This is a genomic window from Planktothricoides sp. SR001 (genome assembly GCF_001276715.1).
Taxonomy (GTDB): domain Bacteria; phylum Cyanobacteriota; class Cyanobacteriia; order Cyanobacteriales; family Laspinemataceae; genus Planktothricoides; species Planktothricoides raciborskii.
Genome location: NZ_LIUQ01000028.1, coordinates 42,445 through 68,703 on the forward strand (window position 1 = coordinate 42,445; position 26,259 = coordinate 68,703).

General features: G+C 42.0%; 27 protein-coding genes. 15 read left to right on the top strand and 12 right to left on the bottom strand.

The window, feature by feature from the left end; genetic code table 11:
• Nucleotides 1-381: 381 nt before the first annotated feature.
• A complete protein-coding gene (locus tag AM228_RS16780; RefSeq protein WP_054467292.1) occupies nt 382-1,932 on the top strand; it encodes a M48 family metallopeptidase in 1,551 nt (516 codons plus the stop codon).
• A 1,006-nt stretch (nt 1,933-2,938) separates the two neighbouring features.
• On the opposite strand, the gene rppB is transcribed toward AM228_RS16780, so the two are convergent.
• From rppB to AM228_RS16800, 3 genes are all read right to left on the bottom strand, one after another.
• Entirely contained in the window at nt 2,939-4,324 is a 1,386-nt protein-coding gene (gene rppB / locus AM228_RS16790; protein ID WP_322096566.1) for a two-component system sensor histidine kinase RppB, read from the bottom strand.
• A gap of 162 nt (nt 4,325-4,486) precedes the next feature.
• Nucleotides 4,487-5,179, bottom strand: a complete 693-nt coding sequence (gene rppA, locus AM228_RS16795) for a two-component system response regulator RppA (RefSeq protein WP_054467297.1) — start codon at nt 5,177-5,179, stop codon at nt 4,487-4,489.
• Between the two features lie 145 nt (nt 5,180-5,324).
• Nucleotides 5,325-5,879 carry a hypothetical protein gene (locus AM228_RS16800; RefSeq protein ID WP_054467299.1) on the bottom strand — a complete coding sequence of 185 codons (555 nt, stop codon included), beginning with the start codon at nt 5,877-5,879 and terminating at the stop codon, nt 5,325-5,327.
• Nucleotides 5,880-6,343: 464 nt separating this feature from the next.
• Here AM228_RS16800 and AM228_RS16805 point away from each other — a divergent pair, with 464 nt between their 5' ends.
• Nucleotides 6,344-6,910, top strand: coding sequence for a phycobiliprotein lyase (locus AM228_RS16805; RefSeq protein WP_082348917.1), 567 nt, complete (start codon nt 6,344-6,346; stop codon nt 6,908-6,910).
• A 16-nt stretch (nt 6,911-6,926) separates the two neighbouring features.
• Nucleotides 6,927-8,144, top strand: a complete 1,218-nt coding sequence (locus AM228_RS16810; protein ID WP_054467301.1) for an extracellular solute-binding protein — start codon at nt 6,927-6,929, stop codon at nt 8,142-8,144.
• Nucleotides 8,145-8,241: 97 nt separating this feature from the next.
• Here the strand turns inward: AM228_RS16810 and AM228_RS16815 are convergent, their stop codons facing one another.
• Nucleotides 8,242-8,721 (bottom strand): hypothetical protein, encoded by a 480-nt coding sequence (locus AM228_RS16815; protein ID WP_054467303.1) that lies wholly within the window; start codon nt 8,719-8,721, stop codon nt 8,242-8,244.
• A 374-nt stretch (nt 8,722-9,095) separates the two neighbouring features.
• Here AM228_RS16815 and AM228_RS16820 point away from each other — a divergent pair, with 374 nt between their 5' ends.
• The 4 genes from AM228_RS16820 (at nt 9,096) to AM228_RS16835 (ending at nt 11,507) form a co-directional block, all read left to right on the top strand.
• Complete coding sequence (locus tag AM228_RS16820; RefSeq protein WP_054467305.1) at nt 9,096-9,665, top strand: sigma-70 family RNA polymerase sigma factor; 570 nt, start codon at nt 9,096-9,098, stop codon at nt 9,663-9,665.
• Nucleotides 9,662-10,012, top strand: coding sequence for a hypothetical protein (locus AM228_RS16825; protein ID WP_054467307.1), 351 nt, complete (start codon nt 9,662-9,664; stop codon nt 10,010-10,012). Before AM228_RS16820 ends, AM228_RS16825 begins: the two co-directional genes overlap by 4 nt.
• A 197-nt stretch (nt 10,013-10,209) precedes the next feature.
• Nucleotides 10,210-10,803, top strand: a complete 594-nt coding sequence (locus tag AM228_RS16830; protein ID WP_156331848.1) for a Spy/CpxP family protein refolding chaperone — start codon at nt 10,210-10,212, stop codon at nt 10,801-10,803.
• Nucleotides 10,804-11,027: 224 nt separating this feature from the next.
• A complete protein-coding gene (locus AM228_RS16835; protein WP_054467311.1) occupies nt 11,028-11,507 on the top strand; it encodes a helix-turn-helix domain-containing protein in 480 nt (159 codons plus the stop codon).
• Nucleotides 11,508-11,833: 326 nt separating this feature from the next.
• On the opposite strand, the gene AM228_RS32880 is transcribed toward AM228_RS16835, so the two are convergent.
• Nucleotides 11,834-12,010, bottom strand: coding sequence for a ribbon-helix-helix protein, CopG family (locus AM228_RS32880; RefSeq protein WP_156331849.1), 177 nt, complete (start codon nt 12,008-12,010; stop codon nt 11,834-11,836).
• 311 nt (nt 12,011-12,321) lie between these two features.
• Nucleotides 12,322-12,450: a hypothetical protein gene (locus AM228_RS36240; protein ID WP_255353213.1), complete on the bottom strand. Its 129-nt coding sequence runs from the start codon at nt 12,448-12,450 to the stop codon at nt 12,322-12,324.
• A gap of 787 nt (nt 12,451-13,237) precedes the next feature.
• On the opposite strand from AM228_RS36240, the gene AM228_RS31040 reads away from it, so the two are divergent.
• The 7 genes from AM228_RS31040 to AM228_RS16870 all read left to right on the top strand — a co-directional run bounded on the left by AM228_RS31040 (nt 13,238) and on the right by AM228_RS16870 (nt 21,137).
• Nucleotides 13,238-16,324 (top strand): OmpA family protein, encoded by a 3,087-nt coding sequence (locus tag AM228_RS31040; protein WP_054467313.1) that lies wholly within the window; start codon nt 13,238-13,240, stop codon nt 16,322-16,324.
• 269 nt (nt 16,325-16,593) lie between these two features.
• Nucleotides 16,594-16,824: a hypothetical protein gene (locus AM228_RS32885; RefSeq protein WP_156331850.1), complete on the top strand. Its 231-nt coding sequence runs from the start codon at nt 16,594-16,596 to the stop codon at nt 16,822-16,824.
• Between the two features lie 253 nt (nt 16,825-17,077).
• The gene (locus AM228_RS16850) at nt 17,078-17,323 is read left to right on the top strand and encodes a hypothetical protein (protein ID WP_156331851.1); all 246 of its coding nucleotides are present in this window, start codon (nt 17,078-17,080) and stop codon (nt 17,321-17,323) included.
• 442 nt (nt 17,324-17,765) lie between these two features.
• Nucleotides 17,766-18,515: an ATP-binding protein gene (locus tag AM228_RS16855; RefSeq protein ID WP_054467319.1), complete on the top strand. Its 750-nt coding sequence runs from the start codon at nt 17,766-17,768 to the stop codon at nt 18,513-18,515.
• Nucleotides 18,516-18,553: 38 nt separating this feature from the next.
• A complete protein-coding gene (locus AM228_RS16860; RefSeq protein ID WP_054467321.1) occupies nt 18,554-18,922 on the top strand; it encodes a response regulator in 369 nt (122 codons plus the stop codon).
• Between the two features lie 194 nt (nt 18,923-19,116).
• Nucleotides 19,117-19,650 carry a Rab family GTPase gene (locus tag AM228_RS16865; protein WP_156331852.1) on the top strand — a complete coding sequence of 178 codons (534 nt, stop codon included), beginning with the start codon at nt 19,117-19,119 and terminating at the stop codon, nt 19,648-19,650.
• Complete coding sequence (locus tag AM228_RS16870; protein WP_054467325.1) at nt 19,647-21,137, top strand: ATP-binding protein; 1,491 nt, start codon at nt 19,647-19,649, stop codon at nt 21,135-21,137. The genes AM228_RS16865 and AM228_RS16870 overlap by 4 nt, the downstream gene beginning before the upstream one ends.
• Nucleotides 21,138-21,146: 9 nt before the next feature.
• On the opposite strand, the gene AM228_RS16875 is transcribed toward AM228_RS16870, so the two are convergent.
• The 5 genes from AM228_RS16875 to AM228_RS16890 all read right to left on the bottom strand — a co-directional run bounded on the left by AM228_RS16875 (nt 21,147) and on the right by AM228_RS16890 (nt 23,685).
• Nucleotides 21,147-21,908 carry a Uma2 family endonuclease gene (locus tag AM228_RS16875; RefSeq protein ID WP_231636836.1) on the bottom strand — a complete coding sequence of 254 codons (762 nt, stop codon included), beginning with the start codon at nt 21,906-21,908 and terminating at the stop codon, nt 21,147-21,149.
• 120 nt (nt 21,909-22,028) lie between these two features.
• A complete protein-coding gene (locus tag AM228_RS16880) occupies nt 22,029-22,673 on the bottom strand; it encodes a uridine kinase (protein WP_054467327.1) in 645 nt (214 codons plus the stop codon).
• A gap of 219 nt (nt 22,674-22,892) precedes the next feature.
• A complete protein-coding gene (locus AM228_RS36245) occupies nt 22,893-23,027 on the bottom strand; it encodes a type II toxin-antitoxin system VapC family toxin (RefSeq protein WP_255353214.1) in 135 nt (44 codons plus the stop codon).
• 4 nt (nt 23,028-23,031) lie between these two features.
• The gene (locus AM228_RS16885; protein WP_054467329.1) at nt 23,032-23,292 is read right to left on the bottom strand and encodes a hypothetical protein; all 261 of its coding nucleotides are present in this window, start codon (nt 23,290-23,292) and stop codon (nt 23,032-23,034) included.
• A 21-nt stretch (nt 23,293-23,313) separates the two neighbouring features.
• Complete coding sequence (locus AM228_RS16890) at nt 23,314-23,685, bottom strand: hypothetical protein (RefSeq protein WP_054467331.1); 372 nt, start codon at nt 23,683-23,685, stop codon at nt 23,314-23,316.
• 145 nt (nt 23,686-23,830) lie between these two features.
• On the opposite strand from AM228_RS16890, the gene AM228_RS16895 reads away from it, so the two are divergent.
• Nucleotides 23,831-25,624 (top strand): ATP-binding protein, encoded by a 1,794-nt coding sequence (locus AM228_RS16895; RefSeq protein ID WP_054467333.1) that lies wholly within the window; start codon nt 23,831-23,833, stop codon nt 25,622-25,624.
• Between the two features lie 370 nt (nt 25,625-25,994).
• Here the strand turns inward: AM228_RS16895 and AM228_RS16900 are convergent, their stop codons facing one another.
• The gene (locus AM228_RS16900) at nt 25,995-26,249 is read right to left on the bottom strand and encodes a hypothetical protein (RefSeq protein WP_054467335.1); all 255 of its coding nucleotides are present in this window, start codon (nt 26,247-26,249) and stop codon (nt 25,995-25,997) included.
• Nucleotides 26,250-26,259 lie beyond the last annotated feature (10 nt).

Here is a 26,259-nt window from a genome sequence, read left to right on the forward strand (position 1 = left end):
CGATCGGCTATCAGTCTTGGGCGTTAAATATCGGCACCAAATATCGGCCTTTCATATTCAGAATAAAGCTGAAAGCTAAACCCTGAAGGCTGACCTCTGAAAGCTGACCTCTGAAAGCTGACCTCTGAAAGCTGACCTCTGAAAGCTGACCTCTGAAAGCTGACCTTTGAAAGCTGACGCTGTATTCTCAGGAACTTGTTGACCGGGTAAATGGATCTAGACACTTAAGAAACCGGCAAGGGATTGAACTTCTAGGGTATTGTTCACAGGGTATATATAGATCGGATGTCTGGGGTGCGAACTACTCATTTAACTCTAATCACTCTAAATCCTGCCCTAGAAAACGCTTTTGACCACTTCGGAAATAAGGAGACAAGCAAAATGAAAAAACTGCGAAAATTCCGCTGGGTGGCGCTAGGATTAGCTGTATTTCTCAGCGTCAACTTGTTGAATTTTGGCTTCCCCCTGGGGGTTCAGTCAAAATTACCGCCTACCACCAACCAAACCCCCAGCCAAACTCCCGGTTTTGTTTGGCAAAACAGCAACCTCCCCAGTCTTGAGGAGGTTTTCCAACTCGCCCAAAACTCGGATAGCAACCAATTACAAAGATTAGCGGAAGGCGATCGCCTCTTTCGAGAAGGAAATGTCTCTGGGGCAGAACGAATTTATCGCGAAGTTAAACCCCCTTACTCCTCAAATGTTGGCAGAAACGATCTGCCTGAACCTGTCTATGATGCCGAACAACTGGGAGGAGCAGCGCGAGTTTATTGGCGCGAAGCCCAAGCGGGATTTGAACAAAAAATGCAAAGCCGACTGTTTATTGCCCTAGAACAGTTAGTAGAAGACTATCCGCAATTTATCCCCGGTCATTTATTATTAGTAGATGCTTTGAGACAATACGATCGCCTCTTCTTGGCGATCGCCGCCCTAGAAAGGGCCACCAACCTCTATCCCAATGAACCGTCATTAATTGCTGCCGAAATCAAAGCCTTAGCCGAGGATAAACAATGGCTAGAAGCCTCAATTTCTGCGCGGCAATTTGCCCTACTCTTTCCCGAACACGAAAAGGCGGGAGAATTCACCAAAATTGCCGATGAATATTTGAAAAAATATCAAGGAGGGATGAAGCGGAGATTAATCGGTCAAGCGATTCTCAGTGGCGCGATTAATATTGGCGATTACCTCCTAACCGGCAATGCCGCTGGCGGCATTCCCACCCTGCAATTAACCATGCTCTTATTGCAAGGCGAATCTTCCTTTGGCAAACAATTTTCTGAAGCTTACAAACAAGAGTATAGAAGCCAAGGGATGTTAGTTGAAGACCCACAAATTTTAGAATATGTAGACCGATTAGGTCAGCAAGTCGCCAGCTTAATGGGTCGCGATGAATTTGAATATGAATTTAATGTGATTGCCGATGATTCCCTCAATGCTTTTGCCATGCCCGGAGGTAAAATATTTATTCATACGGGGGCATTAATGCAACTGAAATCCGAAGCAGAATTAATGGGATTAATCGGCCATGAAGTCGGCCACGCGGTACTATCCCACGGCTATCAGCGCATTGCTAAAGGGACATTATTATCCAATTTAAACCGTGTTTTACCCTTAGGAGATGTGATTGCTGAACTGTTAAATCGGGCTTATTCTCGTCAGAATGAACGGCAATCAGATATTTTAGGAACGCGAGTTTTAGCGGGTACAAAATATGCTGCCGATGGCGTCAGAAATGTGATGGTCAGACTTGATAAACTTTACGGAGATAAAGCCCCACCGCCGTGGTTATCGACTCACCCACCCTCCGCAGAACGGGTGCGATATTTAGAGGAAATGATTGTGGAAAATAGTTATAACCCTTATGGTTATGAAGGGGTGGACGAACTAGCCGCAATTCAAGCCCGAATCAAAGAAATCGTCCCGCAAAAGAGTTAGAATTATTCGTTATTTGTTATTTGTTATTTGTTATTTGTTGTTAGCATATTAACCTAAATAACAAATAACAAATAGGCAACAAAATAACCAAAATTAAATTAGCAGAAATTTGGCCAAAAGTTTCCGGATGTGAAAGGTAGGATGCGGGAAATAGGAATGGTAGATGCACCCTGATTGACGCTTCCCGGCTTGCGAGTCAAGCTGGGATTTTTTTTCTCTGATAGAGAATAGATAAAGAATAGATGCGGGAAAGAAGACGCTTCCCTTAAATTAGCAGAAATTTAGCAGAAATTTGGCCAAAAGTTTCCGGATGTGAAAGGTAGGATGCGAGAAATAGGAATGGTAGATGCACCCTGATGTACGCTTCCCGGCTTGCGAGTCAAGCTGGGATTTTTTTTCTCTGATAGAGAATAGATAAAGAATAGATGCGGGAAAGAAGACGCTTCCCTTAAATTAGCAGAAATTTAGCAGAAATTTGGCCAAAAGTTTCCGGATGTGAAAAGTAGGATGCGGGAAATAGGAATGGTAGATGCACCCTGATTGACGCTTCCCGGCTTGCGAGTCAAGCTGGGATTTTTTTTCTCTGATAGAGAATAGATAAAGAATAGATGCGGGAAAGAAGACGCTTTCCTTAAATTAGCAGAAATTTAGCATAAATTTGGCCAAAAGTTTCCGGATGTTAAAGGTAGGATGCGGGAAATAGGAATGGTAGATGCACCCTGATTTACGCTTCCCGGCTTGCGAGTCAAGCTGGGTTTTTTTTCTCTGATAGAGAATATAGGCGGTTTAAACCGCTGGCTTAAATTTAACATAAATTTGCTGATTTTTTCCGGATTAATCGTGACTTCTTGTGGAAAAAAAAATGGTAGATGCACCCTGATTGACATTTCCCGGCTTGCGAGTCAAGCTGGGATTTTTTTCTTTGCTGAATATTTATTGCTTATTGCTTATTTGTTTTTGGGTATTTGCTCTGGATAAGCCATAATAAATCACGAATCACAAAGCCCTAAGTTTTTGATGTTTTGAGTTTATTGGTAAATTGGGATGGACTTTTTGTTAGAGGTAATCTAATGGTAAAAATGCTGCCTTTTCCCAGTTCACTTTGGAGGTGGATTTGGCCGTTATGGTTTTTGACGATCGCCTCAGCAATGGCTAATCCTAAACCAGCGCCTCCGGTGGTTCGAGAGCGATCGCTGTTCACCCGATAAAACCGATTAAAGATTCGGGTTTGGTCTTCGGGACTGATGCCAATTCCCGTATCTTTAATATGAATCATCGCGTCATTAGCAGCACTCTCTAAAATTAGGTTAACTTCACCCCCCGCATTGCTATATTGAATGGCGTTACTGACTAAATTCATCACGAGACGATAGAGTTGGTCTTCATAGCCAAGCAGGGTTAAAGGTTGATAACTATTAATATGTTTGTTAAGAGTAATATTGGCGGCGATCGCTAAAGCGGCGAGTTCTTCTTGAACATCACTAATAATATCATTTAAACAACAGACATTTGGCTCTTGGGGCATAATTTGCCGATCCATGCGCGATAACCAAAGTAAGTCTTTCACCAGTTGATACAGACGGTGATTTTGCCGTTGAATACTGTGTAAAGTTTCTCTAATTTCGCTTTGATTTAATTGGGGCATTCTTAAAGTAGATTCTACGGTAGCGCGGATAGCCGCCAGGGGGGTGCGTAGTTCATGGGCAGCATCGCCAGTAAACTGTTGGATTTGCTGATAAGATTGATAAATGGGTTGCATGGCTAATCCGGCTAACCACCAACTGGCAAATCCAACTAATAATAAGGCGATGGGCAATCCCACAATTAAAATCAGCTTGACCGCCGCTAAATAATGTTCCCATTCAGCCAGCGATCGCCCCAGTTGTAAATATCCCCAATCCCGATAATCTTGGGTATGCAAGGTGACAGAAATTTGATGGTAACGAGTGCCATTAGTATCAACAACTGTTTGCCAAGTTTTTTGGGGTGATTTGCTGGATAAACCAGGAGGATGAATGCCTGCTAAGGCCACTAAATTACCGGATAAATCGAGTAAGCGAAGGTAATAGTGTCCTTGGGCGATCGCACCGAGGACATGACTATTGGGGTTTCTCGGTTCCGTGGCACATTTTTCGGTGACGATACATAAATCCGGCAAAAATCGCCGTAATTCAGGGGCTAAAATCCCCGGTTCTTCTAATAAGGTTTCCAGGCTATCATGGATGGTTCCAGCCACCGATTCTAATTCCCGATCTAAGGTGACTTGGTGAGCATGGGCGATCGCTTCATAAACCCCGACTCCACAAATACTTAAAATCACCCCCATGACTCCCGCATACCAGCAAGCTAGTCGCGATCGAGTCTTTTGAAAAAGCTGATTTTGTTGCATCATTTGTGATTGGTTATTTGTTGTTTGTTGTTGGGTAGGGATTCTTTGGTTATTGGTTGTTTGTTGTTTGTTGTTTGTTATTGGTTGTTTGTTGTTTGTTGTTTGAATCAGCCCCAATCACGAATAACTATTAACTATTAACTATTGACTATTAGTTAATAGCTATTAATTATTAACCATTAACCGATATCCCAACCCATAAACCGTTTCAATAATTAAGTCAGATTGATGTTCAGAAAGCTTGCGTCTGAGGAGGCGAATTTGTGCCGCTACCACATTACTTTCTGGTTCCGCATCAAATTCCCAAAGTTGATTGAAAATTTGGTCGCGGGTGACAATTTGGTTGGGATGACGCATAAAATATTCTAGCAGTTGAAATTCTTTATTAGTTAGGGCGATCGCGGCTATTTCCCCGCTATTATTCTGCTGATATAAGTAGCGAGTGCCATAATCTAATCTGCTATTTTTGAAATGAAGTTGCGGGGGTTGAACTTGGGGCGATCGCCGCTGTAAAGCTCGCAACCGGGCTAACAATTCTCCCATACCAAATGGCTTGACCAAGTAATCATCAGCCCCCGCATCCAACCCCGCAACTTTATCCGCTTGAGTATCTTTGGCGGTGAGCATAATCACCGGCAAAGGATTCTTTTTTTGCCGCAAACGCTTACATAATTCTAAACCAGATAATCCGGGCAGTAACCAATCAAAAATTGCCAAGGTATATTGAGTACCACTCTCTAGATAGTCCCAGGCATCTTGACCATTTTCTACCCAGTCTACAATATAGGCTTCTTGGGTTAATGTGCGTTTAATCGCTGCCCCTAAATCAGGCTCATCTTCTACTAACAAAAGTCTCATCGCTGTCGATTTGATTGGGTTGTTTTTTCTCCTAATAGATGTTATCCTAAATTTTGATAAATGGGTAGCAATCTAAAAATGCCATTGACGCGATCGCCTGTTTCAGACCGTGGGAATAAAACCAGTAATTTCTAATCTCTAATTCTTAAGCGTGGATTCTTTTGGCCACAAGCTGTTCCTCTAATGCGGCAATCCGATTATAGGCAGCAGTGAGTTGTGCGGTGAGTCGCTGAATTTGGATATCGGGGGTAATCTCGGTTTGCTCCCCTTCAACCATATCCTCTAGGTCATTGTCATTGCCCAAAATATCTTGATGAATTAGGGAGCGATCGAACATTTCGCTAGTGGGATAGCAAACTTCATCATCCAGATATAACAGTGAGCGATCCATCGGTGACGATAGATCCAAATCTTTTAACGATGATTCAAGGCTTGTGCCATTGGTCGGAGAATTGGCCGCAGAATTTTGACCCTGTAGCCTGGGTTGCCAACTTGCCCGATCTGAGTAAAAATTCTGAGATTCTCGACGAGAATCGATGATTTCTCCATTGGCATAGTAGTCGGAAATTCTGGCATCAAACGGAGACCCTTCAACGGAGTGGTTATTTGTCCAGCCATTTTTAGTACCGATAAGCGCGATTTTCCGATTAAGCTGCTCGATCATTTGATAAAGAATATCGACTTTATGAATTAATGTCATTATCTGGCTTTCTACAGAACCCATACCAGACCCCCATGATTATAAAAAAATCTTCTAATCAATCTTAAGTAATAATTTGGTCAAATTTGGATTATTTCTACATTTATTTAATATTTATTGCGAAAATGTTGATTTTCTTTAAAAAAATATGTCACGCAACAATCCTTAACATTGGGGCTAACAATCTGCCACAGGGTTGATTTATTTCCAGAATTAGGACTGAGGCAATTTTTGGCATTTCACTCGGAGATGTAGGGACAATTGATGAATTGCCTCTATAGCAAGCAGGTCGTTGTATCAGACTCACCTGTAATTTAGGACAGGACTCGGCGAAGTCCCTACCCATTTCACGGAATCGTCAGTAAAATATGAAGTTATATTAAGAAAGGTAACAAAATTGACATCTTTTCTGGATGAGCCGTTGTTACCCTGTCCATAATCGATTAAAGTTAGGGGTTTACCTAATGACGTTATTGCCACAACTTACTCAACCAAGCAGTTCTCAGACTCATGGTCAGACCAGCAGTGATTTGATTCGAGCATTTTTCCAGTTTAGTGAGGGAAAATGGCGCTCAGAACGGCGGTATTACACCCTACCGGAAGGGCCGACGGAAGAACTGGTGAGTATTGTCACGGTTGAGTTTCTCGAACCCGGTCATGTTTCTTTGTTAGAGTTGGGGTCTTTGCATCAGTTGTCTTTGGCAGAATGTGAAGCCCTCTGTGGGAGTAAGGTCTACTGGGAAAGTACCGATTCCAGGAACGGGAAGAAAAAGTCGGCGGGTTCTACGGTGTTTGGGGCGTTGAATAGTATTTTGTACCGCGATCGCGGTTTTGCCACCTTGAATCCGGTTACGGCGAAATTTTACCTGCCCAACCCGGAAACATTGTGTCTGCGAACAGAGTACAATGGGTCAGTCTTTGAAGAAGAAATTAAACATATTGGCCAGCAGTACCGCACCAGGCAATCGATTATGTCCCGTGCCGGTGAACAAATTATGATTGGTCAGTATCTAGAAAAACGTATCCAATAAACATTTCCCGTAAACATTGAAGCGACGATCTTTTATTCTCGGTGCCGGAGTCCTGACTTTGGGACAATTATTAGCCGCTTGTGGGGGTGAGAAAAAATCCACCCTCCAAGTTCGTTTGTTGCAAAATTCCATTCCGGCAGTGGTGTTGAATCAGTACCGTAAACAAATTCAAAATCAGGTGGTGTTGGATTTTGTTCCCGTTGCCCAGTTGCAAGATATTTTTTCTCAGCTTCAAACTTGGCAGCAAACTCCGACTACTGAAACCAGTCAACGGTTTAACTTGCCGTTTTTGGGTAGACGAAAACCAGATGGGGTGATTTCTGATTTGGTGACTTTGGGCGATTATTGGTTAGCTTCGGCGATCGCCCAAGAACTGATTCAACCGTTGGATACTCAGAAACTCAAGCAGTGGCAACAATTACCCCTCCGTTGGCAAGCTTTGGTGCAACGCGATCGCCAGGGCAACCTCGACCCGAATGGGGCAGTCTGGGGCGCCCCTTATCGCTGGGGCAGTACCGCGATCGTCTATCGGCTGGATAAATTAAAACATTTTGATTGGTTGCCAACGGATTGGAGTGATTTATGGCGTCCAGAATTGCGCGATCGCCTTTCCCTGCTTGACCAACCCAGAGAAATCATTGGTTTAACCTTAAAAAAACTCGGTCATTCCTACAACACCGCAGATTTAACCAAAGTTCCTCAACTCAAAGAAGAACTACAAAATTTACACAAACTCGTTAAATTCTACAGTTCCGATACCTATCTACAACCCTTAATTCTAGGGGATACCTGGGTGGCGGTGGGTTGGTCTACAGATATCTTGCCTATGCTGCAACGGTATTCTAATCTAGGGGCGGTGATTCCGGCTTCGGGGACTGCGTTGTGGGCTGATTTGTGGGTGCGACCGGCAGCCAAAAAAGAGACAAATAAAGACACCAATCAAGACAGAAATTCACCCAACAAATCAAAATCTGATGACCTTCTTTCTCAATGGATTGACTTTTGCTGGGAACGGGCGATCGTGGAGCAAATCTCTTTGAGAACGAAAGCCGTTTCGCCTATGTTGAATCAAAATCAACCCAACTTACCCAAAGGATTACAAAATAATTCCCTGTTAAATGCCCTGTTATTGCCAGAAGCGGATATTTTAGAAAAATCTGAATTTATGCAACCGCTGCCCCCAGAAGTTACCCAAAAGTATCAAGATTTATGGGTGGAAATTCGGCGATCGTAGGTCAAAAAAGAAATAAAAGAAACCGGTTTTCGGCGATTTTGTCACCCAGCCAAAAATTAAGAAACCCCGGTTTCTGGAACCTCTGACCCTCCTGGCTTCAATCCTCAAGGGTTTCCAGGGTGCTGGGGTCTTCTGGAATTGGCATAATAAAGCGATTATTGGCACGAACAAAACAATTACCATTAATACTATCCACCGGAATCCAAGGTTTGCCTCGGTAATCCAAAAGCACAATTTGATTGGCCATATTTCCAGTGACCGCTTGTAAACGTTGTCCGGTTTTAAAAACGGTTAAAACTGACCATTGAGTAATGTCATGGCGGTTATTTTCTTGTAACGGGGCAGGAACGTCTATGCTATCGAGATAGACTCCCTGAAATTGGCGAGGCATCCGACAATTTAACCCCTTGGGATCGCGATCGCTTACTTGCCAATTCACCTGCCGATTTCCCCGTCTTTGGGGAAAAATATAATCACCGTCGGCATTAGTAGAAGGAACTGCCCAAACAGGCGGACAGACCAAAGCCGTACTCGCAAGCATAAACAATAAATTTTTAAAATTTTTCAGTAGTTTCATAATGATAAAATCTCCAATTCTAAAGCGTTAGTCCAGTAGTGTTAGTCCAGTAGGGTTAGTCCAGTAGTGTTAGTCCAGTAACCCAGGAAATTCCGTATTCCTAAGAGTTAGTATTTTGTGAGTATTTTGTATTTCTCAGGATATCCCCTGGGAGTTTACGATCAAAAAAAATTTGGCGTGATGCGGGTCAGATCGTCATCCAGTGGAGTCATGGACTTACTTGAGGATGGCGTTTTCAGTATATTTTTCAGTATAACTCTGCGGGTAGAGATTGCGTGATTTCAGAGATTTCAGAAATATTGAACCTTTTTTTCTGCCTTTTGGTCTAAATCCACAGTAATCAGACCACAGTAAGGGAGAAACCAGAGGTGTTGATGGTTTCAGTGGATGTTAACCAAAATGAGGGGTCAGACGCGGATCTGGTGCAGCGTTGTTTAAAGGGCGATCGCCAAACTTTTCGAGTCTTGTACCAGCGCTATCAGCATAAAGTCAGATCCACGCTTTACCAGTTGTGTGGTACATCAGTGCTGGATGATTTGATGCAAGATGTGTTTTTGCGAGCCTGGAAAGGACTGCCTAAGCTGAAAAATCCGCAGCATTTTTCCACCTGGTTGTATCGAATTACTTGGAATGTGGCTACGGATCGGCGACAGCAATTTGCCAAACAACGTTCTGAACAGGAAACTCTGAATAATCACGCTGAATCCACAACCTCAGACCCTTCTGATTTGATGCATTTACATTATCAAGATTTAGTCAAAAGAGGGTTGGCTGAATTGAGTTTTGACCATCGCACGATTCTGGTGTTACACGACCTAGAAGATTTGCCGCAAAAGCAGATTGCCGAAATTTTAGCGGTGCCGGTAGGAACGGTGAAGTCTCGCTTATTTCATGCGCGGGCTGCCATGCGTAAATTTTTAGAAAAACAGGGGGTTCAATTATGAATAAGTTGCCAAACAATGACCCAAAGCTGGTGGAGTTTCTCCGCCAAAATCGTCCAGATTTGCCACCAGAAAATCTGGATTTGGAAGCACAGATTATGGCGGCGGTGGCGGCAACTTCCCTGTCAGAATCGGTGCAAAATTCTCCGGTGATTCCGTTCCGGCGACGGAGTTTCTGGCTGATGCCGCCGGCGATCGCGGCTGGTTTACTGATGGCTTGGGGAACCAGTCGCCTGTTCACCCCGCCACCCCAGACGACCACCGATCTCGCGAGTTTAGAGGTTTTTATTGAAAATACTTGGGATGGGGTTTTGGATAAGGATAGCCAAGATTGGTATTTAGATTTTTAACTAGGGTATTTGATTCAGATTGATTCAATTTGAACCTTTTTCAAAGCTGGCGAGTCTAAAAGCTCAAAAATTATCCGAATATGGGAAAAATTTCATTTGAACCTTTTTTAAAGTTAACTGATCTAAAGGATCAGGAATTATCCCGCAGGATGAATTCATCAATTCACTGATTTACTTAATTGTTTGAAGAGGATAGTATGATGTTCTTAAGTCGTTTTTCTAGTTTGGCTATTCTGATGGTGGCGCTGAGTGGGACAGCAGCGATCGCGGCTCCTGAATCTTTGCCTTACGATCAGTTTGAGCAAATGATTGCCCAAGGCCCTGGAGGTGGGGGTCGCGGCCTGGGGAATGGCCCAGGGAGAGGGGGCGATCGCTGGATTTCTGAGTTGAATTTGACCGCTGACCAACAACAACAAATTGAGCAAATTCGTCAATCATCTCAGGGTGAATTTGATCGGTTAGATGAGCAGATGCGTCAAGCGCACGAGCAAATGCGTCAGTTGATGAGTTCTAATGCGTCTGATAGTCAACTGCGAAATCAACATCGGCAAATGCAAGAGTTACATCAGCAAATGGGGAATTTGCGATTTGAACAGATGTTAAAAATTCGCAACGTTTTGACCGAAGCCCAACGACGGCAACTCGGTGAAAATATGCAGGGACGTTGGCAAGATGATGAGGATGGCGGTGGTCGCGGTCAAGGTCGCGGTCAAGGTCAGGGTCGCGGTCAAGGTCAGGGTCGCGGTCAAGGTCAGGGTCGCGGTCAGGGTCGCGGTCAATCTGTAAAATAGTCACGAATTTTAAGTGATTCACCCATTCGGGGATCTCTTGGGATAAAATAATCAATTGTGGGATCGGTGTTTAGCTTGTCCCACAATTTTTATGGGTTGGCGATCGCGCTGCTTTCTTTCGGTATCCGGCGATCTTGGTGCCGCCGAATCGCTGATTAAGAAAAGCAATTCACTTTAAATTTGCAAAAATATAGTATATTAATCTTAGCGTTGAGATTGATTGTATGCCCGGAGTCCTAAAACTCAAAATCACAGAAAGTGGTGAACAGCTTAAAACCCTGCTCTCCAAACAGACAACTGCCCGGGGTCGGGAACGAGTCCAAGCACTGTATCTGTTAAAAATTGGCCAAGTAAGAACACTCAAAGAACTGGCGATTTTATTAGGGCGAGATACTGCTACCCTTTATCGATGGTTCCAACGGTATAAAGAAGATGGTCTTGAGGGAATCCTTGAGGTAAAAAAAGGCCAAGGACGAAAACCCGCAATTCCCGCAGATGTGATGCAAAAATTAAAGCAGCACCTGGATCAACAGGAAACATTTAAGAGCTACGGGGAAGTAAAAACTTGGTTAAAACGTGAATTTGGGGTTGATGCTTCTTATAAAGTTGTCCATGAAGCGGTGCGCTATAAACTGAAATGTAAACTGAAGCGGTCACGCCAAAAAAAACATTATACAGGGAAAGGAAAAAATCAGTCTGTTTAAATGCGATCGCCGCCTTGAAAAATCAGGGATTAATGGTGACATATCAGGTATCGTCCGTTAGCCGGTGGCGATTGCCGCTGCTCTGCTGACATGGGTAATTTATTGGTAGCGATCGCTTCCCTATTTCTTCTCTATTTTTTCAATATTTTCGGTTTTATTATTGTCTTTTGTGATGCCAGCCATTAGACCGATTATTAGCCAGAGATAAAATCGAAAAAAATAAAAAATGAATTTATTCGCCAAATTTATTGGCCAATTGATAATTGTGGCAATATCTCTGAGTAAAATAGTTTTTTAAAATTATTTAAAACATAAAAATTAAGCCATTACTGAGATGACTCACTATCTGAGGCGGATTTTATTTTTATTTTACGAATCATTTCCCTGACCACATCGGTTTTTGTCCGTTTGGTTGCCTGACAATAGGCTTCGAGTTTTTCCAGTTCTAGTTCCGGCAGACGAATAGTGAGCACTCTGTCTGATAAGCGTTTTTTAGGTGACATAATCTGTGAAGTGGTAGTACAATTCTATTGTGTTTCTATTCTATTATATCCCGATTATATGTCGATCGCTATCTGAGGTCGTCGCCCCCTGAAGCGATGTCATGGAAGTAAAATCAACAGGAATCTTGCGATCGCTGACTTAATTTCGACACCAGCGATCCCAGAATCCCGATCCAGGTGATAGATCCGGCTGAGGCGATGGATCTTGGTCAGATCAACCATCATGGGCGATCGTAGTCAGCCGATGAATTTTGTAGCCAGTTTAACCAAATAACTTTTGCGGTCTTCTCCTACCCTTTAAACCAAATTGCTCAAGCGATCAACAAATCTTCTTGCTGTGGCATGGCGATCGGTAATTTACTCAAACCAGAGAGGAATTTAATAATTTTTTTATCAATTATTAATGATTTTTCCATAAAATCCGCCAAACAATTAATCATTTGCCGATTGGGGACGTGGAAAGGCTTTTAATAAAAGCCGATCGGCCTAAGATTATAGCAATCCTCGACTAGAATCAACATTTAATTGAGAATCATGTTTAAATCTTGCCGTATTCCGCTGTAATTCAGCTTATTTAATTAATTTAATTGATTTAATTGCCAGCATCCCCGGAAATTCCAATTTGTTGTAAATTAACCAGTGGATGCGAAAAAAGTAGAAAAAAGTCTATTTATTTGCCAGAGATGGTCAGGCGATCGCCTAGACATTCGCCTAAACTTTCCCGGTAATTCGACAAAATTTGACCATTGTTGATCTCAGACAAAGAGAGAATCTTTAAAAAAAGCCCTTCTAGATCATCCCGCAGAGGGTGGCAGGATTGAATCACCGGGTTTTTGCTCGTGACCCAATCTAGGGTAAAATTGGGAAAAAACCGAGGGGCGCCGATGACTATACCAAGACTCTGGATTTTTTGCTGCTAGTCCTCTGAATCGACATTTCCAGGGATTGCTCAGGCGGTCTTTTTTCAACTAAAATTAGATATTCATTGATTCAGAGGGGTTGGCAGCGCCAAAAACCCAATCATCTCGATGGCGGTGAATTGAAGCCTTGCTTAAACTTCCATTCTCTCCGGTAGATTTCGGATATGTACCGGAGGTAAAAATGGTTAATGATTTCGCGAATGTTTGTGGATTTTTCAGGAGAGTCAAGTTACGGTGGCAAAACCATGACTTGAATTCTGAAAAATCATCGACCAATTCCCTCCCACACTCCATGAGAATGTAGCTGATGACTTTATTAGAACAAATCAACAGGGCGCTCGAACAACTAGAATCCTCAGAAAATGTTTTAGATAGTAATTCCTCTGAAGCATCTTCTGAGCAAATTCAGCAGTTAATAACTCTATTATGTGATGTAGAAAATTCAACAGACCCGGATAATAAAAATCCGCTTAACCCGCTTAACTCAACTCAGGAGATTCATCATCTCACCAATTTGCTCTTGCAAGAATTAGAAAGTTGTAGCGATGGTAACTTAGATGAATCTCGGCGCACATATGAGATTGATCGCTTGCTGGCTCGCCTTTTTAATTTGCTTAAATATTCTGAAAATGGCAACTTTTACTCCTCAGAAGCGGTGCCGAATTACCTCGAAAATTCCTTGGATTCAATTTCTTATTCCGAGGAAGTTGTCGGTGATTTAAGCCCAGAGAATTATCCTGATTATTCCGAGGATCACTTTAGGCAGATTTCCGCATTTTTGCAGGGTCTGCAAGGGTCTAAACCGAAAAAAAAACCCTCGGCGGTTTCCGGAATCACCGATACAGATCCATTGGCAGCAGCAGAATTTCCAGGGATGAATCAACCCCTGATGAATGTGATGAATCAGCTAGAAAAACCTAGTGAATTAGAGTCAGAACCTGAGTTACAATCAGACATTATATTAGAGTCAGAAGAGTCAGAGGAGTCAGAACCGGAACCAGAGCGATCGCCTCAAGTGGAAGCAGAATCACTCCCAGAACCGGATATAGAAGAAGTGGCTCGTTCCCTGGATTTTTTGCGTCAACTGATGTTTACGGAGAAACCACCCCAGACCACTCCAGTAAAAGAGGTTAATCCTGAAAAGACTTCAGCCCAACCCGCAGACTCACTGCCGAATTCACCATTAAAAAATCAAGCTTTATCGGATCTATCCGAGCCAAAAGTTGAAATTGATGTTGAAATTGATGTTGAAATTGATTCAGACAATCAACGGTCAAAGGCTCCAGAATCGATCGCAGATCGGGTTGATTTTTCGGCTCAACTAAGTCAAGAATATCCCGTTGATTTGTCGGCTCAACTAAGTCAAGGGGAATCTTTAAATTCTGAGGGGAGCAATCAGGAGCAGCCTGCGGATTTTGTGGCGGTAGAAGTTTTAGAGCCTTTAAATCAGTCACCACAAACAAAGCCAACGTCAGAGTTGGAAATCCTGCAAAATCTTTTGGTGAATCCAGAAGTTGACCCCCTGCGAAAATTTAATCAACAATTGGATCAAAAACTTTCGCACATTGATCGGCAGATTCATAATCCCGAAAATTTGATTAATTTGCTGATGCCGGTGATTGCCGAACTCTTAAGTCTGAAAGTAGAAGAATCCAAAGAGGATATTTCGCGAGCGATCGCGCCAGTTATTGACCAAGCGATTCAAGAACGATCGCTGCAAGATAAAAGCGCCATGAGTGCGGTTTTAGCCACGTTGATTCCCGAAGCCATTTCTTACCAAATTAAACAAGCCCCAGAAGATATTGCCAAGGCGATCGCCCCAGAAATTGCTCCGGCAATTCGAGAGCAAATAAAGCTAGATCGAGCGGCGATCGCCAACGTCCTTGCTCCCCAAATGGGAGACGCGATTAAAGAGCAAATTAAACTAGAACAAGAAGCAATGGTAGATGCACTTTATCCGGTGATTGGTTCTACCGTTGCTAGATATATTGCTGAAGCCATTAAGGATATTAATGAAAAGATTGCTAAAGCCCTCAGCGGCCAAACAATTCGCCGGAAAATCCAAGCAAAACTTCAGGGAGTTTCTGAAGGAGAGCTAATTTTTAAAGAGGCGATCGCTTCCCGCGTACAAGGAGTATTTTTAATTCACAAACAGTCGGGGTTAATTATTTCCGAAGCCCAACCGCCAGAACATCAACTAGAGTCAGAAATGGTTGCTGGTATGCTCACGGCAATTCGCAGCTTTGTCAATGACTGCATTGTTCAGACCGGAGAAGTTGCGGAGTTAAATGATATTGAATATGGTTTATCCACGATTAAACTAGAAGTGGCGGGCTATTGCTATATAGCCGTATTAATCAAAGGAGATCATCCCCCCAAGCAATTGGTGTATCAAATCAGAAAAACTCTCAGCAAAATTGTTCTCTATTATAGTAAAGTAGTTCAGGAATTTGACGGCGATACCGACAGCGTACCCCAAAAAATTCATCAAATGCTGGATGATTTAATCGCCATTAGTCAAATCAAAAAACACCAAAATCTACCTTTACTGCAACTTTTCCTCATCGCCATTGCCGGATTAATTTTCCTGTCTTTGGGCTGGAACTTTTATCAAAATTTTCAAGGGCGGCAGCAGGAAAACCAAGTATTAAATGCTTTGGATGCCGACCCAGAGTTAAAGATTTATCCTTGGACGGTTCAAGTAGACCAAGATACAGTCACAGTCCGAGGTAAAGTGCCAAATCCAATGCTGCGTTATCAAGCAGAAAAAATTGTGAAAAATGCGGTGCCAAATTTGAAGTTAAATAATCAAATTATCGCCCCAGAAAAATCCTCTCTGCACAAGTTGGTTGAAGATGAAGTCAATCGAGTGGCGGAAACCCTCAATAAAATGGCGGGGATTTCAATTACGGTGAAATATGTTGAGGGAAAAGTCACCGTAGACGGAACGGTGATTGAGGCAACGGATAGCCAAACCATCGCCCAAGCTTTTGGCAACATTCCTGGAGTGACTTCCGTGGTTAGTTCCGTACAACTGCAACCTTTAAGGATTGATACGCGGATTTACTTTGAACAAAATTCTAGTAAAATTAAACCAGAAGATGTGAATACGAAACTGGTTGAGGTTCAAAGGTTTTTGACTCAATATCCCCAAGTCCATTTAAATCTCGTTGGTCACAGCGATCGCACAGGTCAACCCTCCCGCAATCAGCGTTTAGCACTGAATCGTGCTGAAAGCGTTCAAAAAGCCTTGATATCAATGGGGATCGCCCCTGGAAGGCTAAACATTTCCGCCAACCCAGCACCCCCCATCGATGTAACTCAAGACCAACCGGAATGGCAGCAGCGATGTGTGATTTTTTACCCAATTATCTCGCCTGCCTATCGACCATAGTCCCTGAGTTTTTCCGAGACCTCACAGTAATTTTTTCTTGAACAAATCTTTGATTGTTGAGCGTATTGTTGAGCGTCAAGACCTCCAGGTAAAATGCTGAGAATATACCGCCGATATCCTCTATTTTCCAGGTTTTGTTTCCAGGTTTTGTTTCCAGGTTTTGTTCCTCTGATGATCCGATAAGTTCTGATTCCTTCTCCCTAAACCTTATTTGGCTGAAACATTTAATTAAAAAACTGATCCAACCCCGTCATTTAGAATATCTAAAAGTGAATGAGTCATTACAAATTTTAGATATGTCGATTGGGGTAAAATCTTTTGCGGACGATCCCGATCCGGATGAAGTAAAAATCGGCAATGATATTCGCTTAGGCTTTCCAGAATTGTTTTGCCTTGAAGAAATTCTTCAACAAGTGATCGAAGAAAGACAAGATAATTTTGAACTAAAGGGGATTACTCGATTTGACGATCCGCAGCAACCTTTATATATTGATTTATGATCGCCTATCCCGATGATGATTTACCTGTTAACCGATTAATAATTTTAGTTTAAAATCCGACCGATACTATCCTGATGTATCAAAAATTAGTTAAATAAAATAACGAAAATAATTGATTTTTTAATAAAAAAACTAAATATTATAATATAGTTTAAATTAATTAATAATTTAATTAAAAAATTAATTTAACTTGAATTATTTGAATTTATTTAAATAGCAAAATGGCAAATTGATTCATAAATTAATTTTTTTATTGAGTGCCAATGAAAATATTTTACCTAAAATTAAGCCTAATCAGGAATCGCTGAATCAGAATATTTTTCAAGACAAAGAATTTATTAGCCAAACTAAAGAAGGCAAAGAGATTGTTTTATCATTTTCTTGCTCATGGATGAAAATAACTGCCCACGATCCTCCTGAATTTGTTTATATAGGTCGAGATATCACCGATCAAAAACAGGCAGATCAAGCTTTTATGCCAAGGGAGAAGCCGAGTTAGCCGCCCAAATTAAAACTAATTTTTTGGCCAATATGAGCCATAAAATTAGGACGCCAATGAATCCAATTTTTGCGATGACATAACTGTTATTAATGACTCCATTGACACCGGATCAGCGTGATTTTGCCAAAATAACCTAGCGAATCAGTCTTAGGGTTGATTAATGAAATTTTATATCTGGCCAAAGAAGCCGGTCAAATTAATTTGTAGCAGGTAAATTTTGATTTATCTATTTGCTTGTAAAATCTTTTATAATTGTTAGCTATATATAACCGCAGATAAAAAACTATGAATCAATTTTTGTCTTCCTAATCAGATCCCTATCTCTGTGGATAAAGCGATTTGAACAAATTTTAATTAATTTAATTTGTAATCCTATTAATTTTACTCAAAAATGCGAAATATTCAGGTAAAAATGCAATAAAAAAATGACAATAGCGTCGTGATTTATTTGGTTGTCAGTGATACGGTTATTGGCATTCTGCCAACGGATATTGGCAAAATATTTAAGCCTTTTTCTCAGTTATATGGCAGCACCACTCGCCAATATGGGGGGACGGGTTTGGGTCTAGCGATTTGCAAACAATTAGTCACCCTCATGGGAGAAAAAATTGGGCTGAACAGTCAGGTGGGACGCGGATCTGACTTTTGGTTAACCCTTCCTTTTGCCAAACAGACATATTCTCAAGTTCCGGTAAAAATTGCTTCGCCTTTCAAAGGAATTCATCTCTTAGTGATAGATGACAATATCAATCATTGTTATATGATTCGCAATTCCCTCAGCGATTGGCAAGTGAAAATTACTGAAGCGAATAGCGCCGAAGCAGCCTGGAACTTTTTGCAAAACTATTCTCATAGTTCCCCAGAAAAGTTGTATGATTTGATCTTAATTGATGCGGAAATTTCTGGGGTAGATGGAGTCGCATTCGGCAAGACCATTAAAGAAACCCCCCGGTTGGCTTCAATTCCGCTAATTTTGATGCGATCGACTCAGCAGCAGGAACTGGCCAGACAATGCCTGGATCTAGGTTTTTTCGCCGATTCAGTCAAGCGGGTGAAAGCTTCTCGATTGTTTGATTTGATCGTCGAGGCTTTAGAAACTCCTGTAGTTAAAGAGATCGATAGATTGATTCCCCTGATTTCTCAAGATTTACAGGTCTACAAACCGACAAAGTTGAAGGTCAGCGATTAAAAATTTTACTTGCTGAAGATAATGTGGTAAATTAGAAAGTGGCGTTGAAGCTGCTGGAAAATTTGGGATATACTGCCGATGTGGTGACAAATGGCGCAGAAGTGATTCAGCGTTTGCAACAGATGCCTTATGATGTGGTACTAATGGATTGCCAAATGCCTGTCCTAGATAAATATCAGGCCAACCAAGAGATCCGCCGTCGCTGGACTGCCGATCGCCTAGAAGCCACTCAAATCATCCGTCGTCCTGTGGTGATTGCCATGACCGCTAACGCCGTGAGTCACCATGAGCAGCTATGTCTTGATGCCGGGATGGACGATTATATTAGTAAACCTGTAGGTTTGGAACAACTTCGCGCTATACTCACCCATTGGTCGCAAAAGCTTTTTCAGCAATCATTTTCCTAAGCGGAAAATTTTTGCCCAGCGCGAACGGGTCTCATAATTTGGATGAGCTATTTCTATGGCGATTTAAATGACGATCTCAGGATGACTCAAGACCAGGGATGATATATAAAAGGGGCATATACCAGGGGCAATGCGATCGCTAAATTCCAAAATTACCGTGCTGTTAAAGCATCAGATTTGTTCACTTCTTTGTTATATTTATGATTTCTAAAAAAATTTGCCTGGTTGGTGACTTCAATGTGGGTAAAACCAGTTTAATTCGTCGGTTTGTCGATCGCCAATTTAGCGATCAATATCTCTCTACGGTCGGGGTGAAAATTTCTCGCAAAAATGTAGACTTAGAGGAAGTAGGCGGGAAAAAAAATGTCCAGGTACAATTGCTGATTTGGGACTTAGAAGGTAGTACCAAGTTTAAGGCGATCGCCCCGACTTATTTGCAAGGATCCAAAGGCGTGATTATTGTGGCGGATCTGACTCGTTCAGAAACGATTGAGCATATTCAAGATCATATTAAGTTATTTTTGTCTATGAACCCGAAAGGGCAAATTATCGTCGCTTTGAATAAGTCTGATTTACTTGATGAAGTCAAAATTGCCAAAATGATGGCTAGTTATCAACTGGACTCGGAAAAAATCAGCGCTATCTATAATACTTCAGCCAAAACCGGGAAAAATGTTGATGAAATTTTTCAGACTTTGACTGCGAAAATTATGGAGACATCAGAATGAACCATTTATTCGGAAAAATATTAGGCGTACAAAGTTTAGAATTTATTGAAATAGATCGTAAATTCAATATTTTAGACCATTCTCCTGGGATTAACCGATTTGCGGAACATCCCGGTGAGGTGCAAGTCGGACAGGATAGCCGGATTTACTTTCCAGAGTTGATTGGACTTGAAGATATTTTGTCAACTTTGTTCGCGGGGCATCAAGAACAACTGGAACTCATGGCTATTTGCCGAGAAACTGCCAGCGGGGAACCTTTGTATTTCAACTTTTATGCGATTCCGAAAACAGATGAATTGATCGAAAATTATCATTTGGTGATTTTTTTCCAAGATGTCACCCAACAAAGTGTCTTAGAAAGGAAATATGTTCAAATTACCAACGATCTGACCTTAGTCAATCGAAATTTATCGGTTTATAAAAATTACCTTCAATATATTATCAAGTACATGGCAGATGCCTTGTTTGTCACCAATGCTTCGGGAATTATTGAAGAGTGTAATCACGCCGCCCAAAACTTATTAGAAATCAGTGAAGATAGGCTCATCGATCAACCTATTTACCAATTCTTTAAAGACGTTAAATTATTGCCCGTTCAAAATTATTTTCCTGAACTATTAACCATTCAAACTATTAATAATTTGGAGGTTAGTTATAAGAAACCATCCGGGTTAAATTTAACCGTCTTATTTAATTGTTCATTGATTAAAATCGACAATGAAAATAAATTTGTATATATAGGTAGAGATATCACTGAACGAAAACGGCTGGAAAAAGAAATGGAAATCGCCTTGCAGAAAGAACGAGAACTCAACGAACTGAAATCTAACTTTCTGTCAATGACTTCCCATGAGTTTAGAAACCCACTGACAGTGATTCTCTCAGCGGCAGAATTGTTGCAGTTTAATCTCCAAAACGTTTCAGAACCTAAAACTTCAAAGTATATTGAGCAAATTCATAAATCCGTAGAAAATTTATTGGAACTGTTAGATAATTTGCTGATTTTAGGCAAAGCCGATTCAAATAAGTTAGTCGTGCAAAGAAAACTAATTAATCTGGCTGATTTTTGTGATGATTTATTAGAAAATCTAGAGTTAAGCAGTCCCATCAGAAGAATTTCTCTAGTGAATCAATGTGAAGATAATCTTTGGCCAATCGATGAAAAGTTATTGGAGCATATTTTGAATAATTTATTGTCAAATGCCCTGAAATATTCCCCAAATCAAACCCCGGTTTATTTGAGATTATACCCAGAAGATAATGCGGTCTGTTTGGAAGTCGAAGATCAAGGTATTGGCATTCCTTTAGAAGATCAGAAGCATTTATTTGAGTTGTTTCATCGCGGCAAAAATGTGGGCAAGATTCCCGGAAATGGCCTGGGACTGGCAATTGTGAAAAAATCTGTGGATATCTATGGCGGCAGTTTCACGGTTTCTAGTCAAGAAGGGGTGGGCACAATTGTTAAAGTGAATTTGCCTTTGACATAAGGGTCAGGGTCACGATCGCTCGATCGCCCGATCGCCTGTTTCGGCTTCCGGTTCAGGGGTGTCAGCTTGGGGGCTGAGGTTTAGGGTGGCGTAAATTTCCCCCAGGGGCGCATCAATGGCAAGGCTTTCGATCTGGGCGATCGCCTCTAAGCCTTGATAGGTTTGTAGCAACCAGAGATTATTTTCCATCCGGTGAAATATTTCGACTAAATATTCTTGAGAACTGACCAGAATATAGTCTTGTAAGCTGGGAATTGTCCGATAATACTGGAATTTTTTCCCCCGATCGAAAGATTCGGTGGATTCTGATAAAACTTCTATGATGACTTTGGGCGATTCCACATAAGCACGGCTGGGATCGTCGTGAGGATCGCAGGTGACAATTAAATCGGGATAGAAAAAGCATTTTCCCTGGGCAATGTTCACTTTGAGATCCGCAAAGTAGGTGCGACAGGATGTACTTTTAAGGTAGCTGCGTAACAACACATAAAGGTTGCCACTGATAATATTATGGATACCTCCGGTGCCAGCCATTGCGTACATTTCGCCATCGATATATTCATATTTGATGGGGCTATGGCGTTCGCGATCGAGGTATTCTTCTGGGCTGATGTAGTCGGAGGATCTTACGGCAATCATGGCAGTTTCTATGGCGGTTTTAATCAGTGGTATAAGTCTATTATAGCATGAAGCAATTTCAACCGCGATCGCCCCTAAATTTTCCCCTCTATTCTCATCGCCACTTTCACCCAGAAAAGTTTTATTTCTCATATGTCATTCCCGCGAATGCGGGAATCTATAAGTATTTTCTGCTATTTAGTCATGTGTCATTACCGCGAATGCGGGAATCTATCAGTATTTTCTGCTAATTTAGATAAATTATTTTTCCACTTATTCGATCAAAAAGATATCGTCGCAATCGTTATCAATAATTGCCGTAGCCGCTTGTTTGGGGTTGTCTCGTTTTAGGTGAATTTTTTGGGCGGGAAAGTAGATGGTTTGATAAGCATGAATTGTTGCTTCGGGAGATAATCCTTCTTGCGATCGCGGAATAGCTCTGTTTAAGGCAGTTTCCCAGCTACATTCCACCCAAAAAGACAGGTCATAATAGGATTGAAACTCTTTTTTTAATAAAAATATTCCTTCTAAGATAATGATATTAATATCGGCAAATTCGTAGTGATGCGGGCGATATTTTCTGGCGGTTTCTTCGGCATAATCCATTTCCAGGGAAATTGAGCGAAACTGGCGGAGTGGGAAGACTAATTTAGTGAATAATTCATCAAAGCGAATAGCATGATGATAAAAATGTTCTGCGGGGTTGTTCTGGCTAAATCGCTGGTTGGGTAAATTCAGCCAGCCATCAATATTAATACTGGCTACTCGGAGATTTCTTTGTCGTAGCATACTGACAATTTTTTCCGCTAAATAGCCTTTTCCCGATGCATCAATTCCAGATATTGCTACTAACATCGCTGACTGGTTAGAAAGGAATGAACCCTGAGAAGCGATCGCATCTATAATCGGCAAAATCATATAGTTATACCATTGATAATTTGGGTTGCGAAAAAGAAACCGGGTTTCTGAACCTCACAGTTAACCCCAAGAAACCTCAAGAAACCGGGTTTCTGTGGTGCTAATGTAGGGGCGAATGGCCATTCGCCCCTACGGTTGTTTTAACAAAAGAAACCCGGTTTCTGAACCTCACAGTTAACCTCAAATGCCGTGATATTTTCTGATTTTTTCTCGGACTTATCAGCCATATAAAGCAATATAGGTAATAATGCTAATGGCAATTGTGTCATTCTCACGAGTATTTAAAGCATTAATTACTTGAATGTTGCCATTGATAATATAGCTACAGTGATTGGTATCTAGTAAATAAGACATGATATTAAAACTGGGTTTCTGAGCGAGTTTCGTAAACGAAATTAAGGCACTCTTCCAAGTCATCCCCCTGCCAAGTACCGGCGAATTTTAGTAAATCTTTGGCGGTTTTACCTCTTTTTAGCGGGGGCAATTTTCGCAAGGAAGATGCTTTATTTGGTTCGGTTGCTTCTAGGGAGTCGAGAAACTCACTCACGAGGGCAAGTCTTTCCGGTGAGAGGTGATTCACTTGGCTGGTGATTTTTTGGCGTAATTCAGTTGTATTCATGGTTTGGTTAAGTAAGTTAATTTAATTATAGCGTAATTGTCGTGGAGAAAAAAAACCGGGTTTCTGTGGTGGAGAAAAGAAACCGGGTTTCTGTGGTGGAGAAAAGAAACCGGGTTTCTGTGGTGCTAATGTAGGGGCGAATGGCCATTCGCCCCTACGGTTGTTTTCACAAAAGAAACCCGGTTTCTGAACCTCACAGTTAACTCCAAGAAACCTCAAGAAACCGGGTTTCTGTGGTGCTAATGTAGGGGCGAATGGCCATTCGCCCCTACGGTTGTTTTCACAAAAGAAACCCGGTTTCTGAGCCGACTGTACCCAAAAAAGAAACCGGGTTTCTGTCGTGGAGAAAAGAAACCAGGTTTCTGTGGTGCTAATGTAGGGGCGAATGGCCATTCGCCCCTACGGTTGTTGCCAAAAAGAAACCCGGTTTCTGGGCTGCCAAAAATAAACCCGGTTTCTGGGCTTCTCAACCTAGGGACGCAATAGAATTAGAATATTTAATCAAAGGTTTAAGGTGCGTTGAGGTGAGGGTTAAGTCATGCTAGTTGATATTTTAATGTTATTTGCTGGCCCTGTAGCGAAGCAAGCAGTCGGCGATATTCGCCAGTGGGCACAGAAGAAAGCCGAGGAACAAAAGGACCACATTGAACAAGCCCTGCTAAAGGCCCACCACCGGGCTTTAGAAAAAATTTGCGGCTATTGTCAGGGTACACCAGAGTGGGAAGGGACTCAGCCGCAAATTCTTGCACGGATAAATCAGCTAAAGCAAGATGGTGAAGTGATACTAGGCATGGTGGAGGCGGGGCAGTCTCCGGGAGTTGAGGGCGGTTTGGGGCAACCTCAACAGCAGGAAATTGCCAAACAATTGACGCAGCGCCTAGAACAAGAACATCAATGGTTGCGAGAAGCCCCTCCGGTATTAGTGCGGGCATTTCAAGGTTTATATTTACCAATGCTAGTGCATTATTTCCGCTTAGAAATTAAATATAATGACGTGGTTTTTCGTACCTTAGCCCACGATTTGCTCACCGAAATTGGCGGGAAAGTCGGCAATATCGATCGGGAACACCAGCAAATTCGGGTGAGAATTGATGAGGGTGTGGATACATTTATCGCCTCTTGTCAGGGGTTAGATGAACGGTTTAATCAAGTGCTGAAAACCTTAAAAGGGACGAGTCCCGTTCCGGCGGATTTTTCGGCTTTTATTCAGGAAAAAACCCAGGAATTTTTTGGCCGAGAATTTGTGTTTGAGGAAATTCAGAAATTTTGCCATAAACAAGCCAAGGGTTATTTTATCATAGAAGCTGAACCCGGAGTAGGTAAGAGTGCGTTGTTAGCCCAATATGTGCAGCAAACCGGATGTTTGGCTTATTTTAATATCCTCTCAGAAAACCGCACCAGCACCGATGATTTTATTAAAAGTATTTGCGCTCAACTGATTTCTCGCTATGGGTTAGCTTATGACTTGCCCCTGCATCCGGATAATACCCGCAATGGCAATTTTTTGAGTAAGTTATTAACGGAAGCGGCGGCAAAAACTGACCGTTTAGTGATTGCGGTGGATGCCTTGGATGAGGTGGATCTAAACACCCAAAGTCCGGGGGTAAATGTGCTTTATCTCCCGGCAACTTTACCCAATGGGGTCTATTTTATCCTGACCAAACGCCCGAAGCCTTTGCCTTTTGTGGTATCGGCACCGCAGCAGGAGTTTGATATGATGTCCCCTGAATATTATCAGGCGAATTTAGCGGATATTCAAGGGTTTATTCGGTATCGCTGCCAACGAGAACCGATCCAACGCTGGCTAACTGCCCAAGGGGTGACAGAGGCGAAATTTACGGAAGTATTGGCAGAGAATAGCGAGAATAATTTTATGTATTTAAAGTATGTTCTCGATGATATTGAAAAGTGGGATATTGAGAAGGGAAAATATGCGGATTTGAACTTGGCAAATTTGCCCAAGGGTTTGGAACAATATTATGAGCAACATTGGCAACGTATGGGAATGATGACTAAGCCGTTACCTCGGACTAAGTTAAAAATTATCTATTTATTGTCCAAAACTCGTAAGCCTGTGTCCTGCGATTTGTTGGCGTATTTTGCTGAGGAAGACCCGTTAACGGTGCAGGATGTTTTGGATGAATGGGAGCAATTTTTACGCCATCTGTCTGTGGAGAATGAGGAGGTTTATAGTATTTACCACAAGAGTTTTCAGGACTTTTTATTCAATAAGAGAACGGTACAAAAGGCGGGGATATCTTTGCGGGATATTGAACAGGCGATCGCGGATAACTTGTGGGAAGATTTATATGGAAAAGATGAGAATAATTAGTAGGTTGGGTTGACGCAGGAAACCCAACAAAAATCCAACCAAAGCAAGCGTACATTTTCTATTAGACCTCTTGCAAAATAAATAGATCAATCCCCCCAACCCCCCTTAAAAGGGCCAATCGGCTTTTAAGAATTTTGCATTCTTGTCTAGTGAATAAACCACAAACACCTGTAGGGGCGAAGCATTCCGGCAGATAAATTATTGCTGAAAATATTAATCTGAATACCGGAATGCTTCGCCCGATCGTGGTTCAGGAAGAAAGAAAATTGCTGTAGAGTCCGAGTGCGTTGGGTTTCGCTTCGCTCTACCCAACCTACGAAAAACTGATAATTTTTGGCAGGGTTTGTATGGAGAATGATGAGGAGAATAATTAGCTAAATAACACAGGGCGACGAGTCTCATAAACCATTTTTAGACAATCCTCCAAATCATCACCAGACCAAGTTCCAGCGTGTCTGAGAAAAGACCGACCGGAAGCCGGACGAAAAGGGGCAGGATTGTCTGGAGATGGCGACTGGGTTGGATTAGAGAGAACTGTCACCCGCACTTGGCATCCCGCTAAGGCATCGGCATGGCTGACAATTTCTTCCCAAGTTCCCTCGATTTCTAGTGGTTTTGTTGTCATAGAATTTCCT

Excerpts from the sequence above, each read along its gene's own strand:
- AM228_RS16780 (WP_054467292.1), top strand. The coding sequence starts at position 382 with ATGAAAAAACTGCGAAAATTCCGCTGGGTGGCGCTAGGATTAGCTGTA.
- rppB (WP_322096566.1), bottom strand. The coding sequence starts at position 4,324 with ATGATGCAACAAAATCAGCTTTTTCAAAAGACTCGATCGCGACTAGCT.
- rppA (WP_054467297.1), bottom strand. The coding sequence starts at position 5,179 with ATGAGACTTTTGTTAGTAGAAGATGAGCCTGATTTAGGGGCAGCGATT.
- AM228_RS16800 (WP_054467299.1), bottom strand. The coding sequence starts at position 5,879 with ATGACATTAATTCATAAAGTCGATATTCTTTATCAAATGATCGAGCAG.
- AM228_RS16805 (WP_082348917.1), top strand. The coding sequence starts at position 6,344 with ATGACGTTATTGCCACAACTTACTCAACCAAGCAGTTCTCAGACTCAT.
- AM228_RS16815 (WP_054467303.1), bottom strand. The coding sequence starts at position 8,721 with ATGAAACTACTGAAAAATTTTAAAAATTTATTGTTTATGCTTGCGAGT.
- AM228_RS16820 (WP_054467305.1), top strand. The coding sequence starts at position 9,096 with ATGGTTTCAGTGGATGTTAACCAAAATGAGGGGTCAGACGCGGATCTG.
- AM228_RS16825 (WP_054467307.1), top strand. The coding sequence starts at position 9,662 with ATGAATAAGTTGCCAAACAATGACCCAAAGCTGGTGGAGTTTCTCCGC.
- AM228_RS16830 (WP_156331848.1), top strand. The coding sequence starts at position 10,210 with ATGATGTTCTTAAGTCGTTTTTCTAGTTTGGCTATTCTGATGGTGGCG.
- AM228_RS16835 (WP_054467311.1), top strand. The coding sequence starts at position 11,028 with ATGCCCGGAGTCCTAAAACTCAAAATCACAGAAAGTGGTGAACAGCTT.
- AM228_RS32880 (WP_156331849.1), bottom strand. The coding sequence starts at position 12,010 with ATGTCACCTAAAAAACGCTTATCAGACAGAGTGCTCACTATTCGTCTG.
- AM228_RS36240 (WP_255353213.1), bottom strand. The coding sequence starts at position 12,450 with ATGATTAATTGTTTGGCGGATTTTATGGAAAAATCATTAATAATTGAT.
- AM228_RS31040 (WP_054467313.1), top strand. The coding sequence starts at position 13,238 with ATGACTTTATTAGAACAAATCAACAGGGCGCTCGAACAACTAGAATCC.
- AM228_RS16870 (WP_054467325.1), top strand. The coding sequence starts at position 19,647 with ATGAACCATTTATTCGGAAAAATATTAGGCGTACAAAGTTTAGAATTT.
- AM228_RS16875 (WP_231636836.1), bottom strand. The coding sequence starts at position 21,908 with ATGAGAAATAAAACTTTTCTGGGTGAAAGTGGCGATGAGAATAGAGGG.
- AM228_RS16880 (WP_054467327.1), bottom strand. The coding sequence starts at position 22,673 with ATGATTTTGCCGATTATAGATGCGATCGCTTCTCAGGGTTCATTCCTT.
- AM228_RS36245 (WP_255353214.1), bottom strand. The coding sequence starts at position 23,027 with ATGTCTTATTTACTAGATACCAATCACTGTAGCTATATTATCAATGGC.
- AM228_RS16885 (WP_054467329.1), bottom strand. The coding sequence starts at position 23,292 with ATGAATACAACTGAATTACGCCAAAAAATCACCAGCCAAGTGAATCAC.
- AM228_RS16890 (WP_054467331.1), bottom strand. The coding sequence starts at position 23,685 with ATGGCCATTCGCCCCTACATTAGCACCACAGAAACCTGGTTTCTTTTC.
- AM228_RS16895 (WP_054467333.1), top strand. The coding sequence starts at position 23,831 with ATGCTAGTTGATATTTTAATGTTATTTGCTGGCCCTGTAGCGAAGCAA.
- AM228_RS16900 (WP_054467335.1), bottom strand. The coding sequence starts at position 26,249 with ATGACAACAAAACCACTAGAAATCGAGGGAACTTGGGAAGAAATTGTC.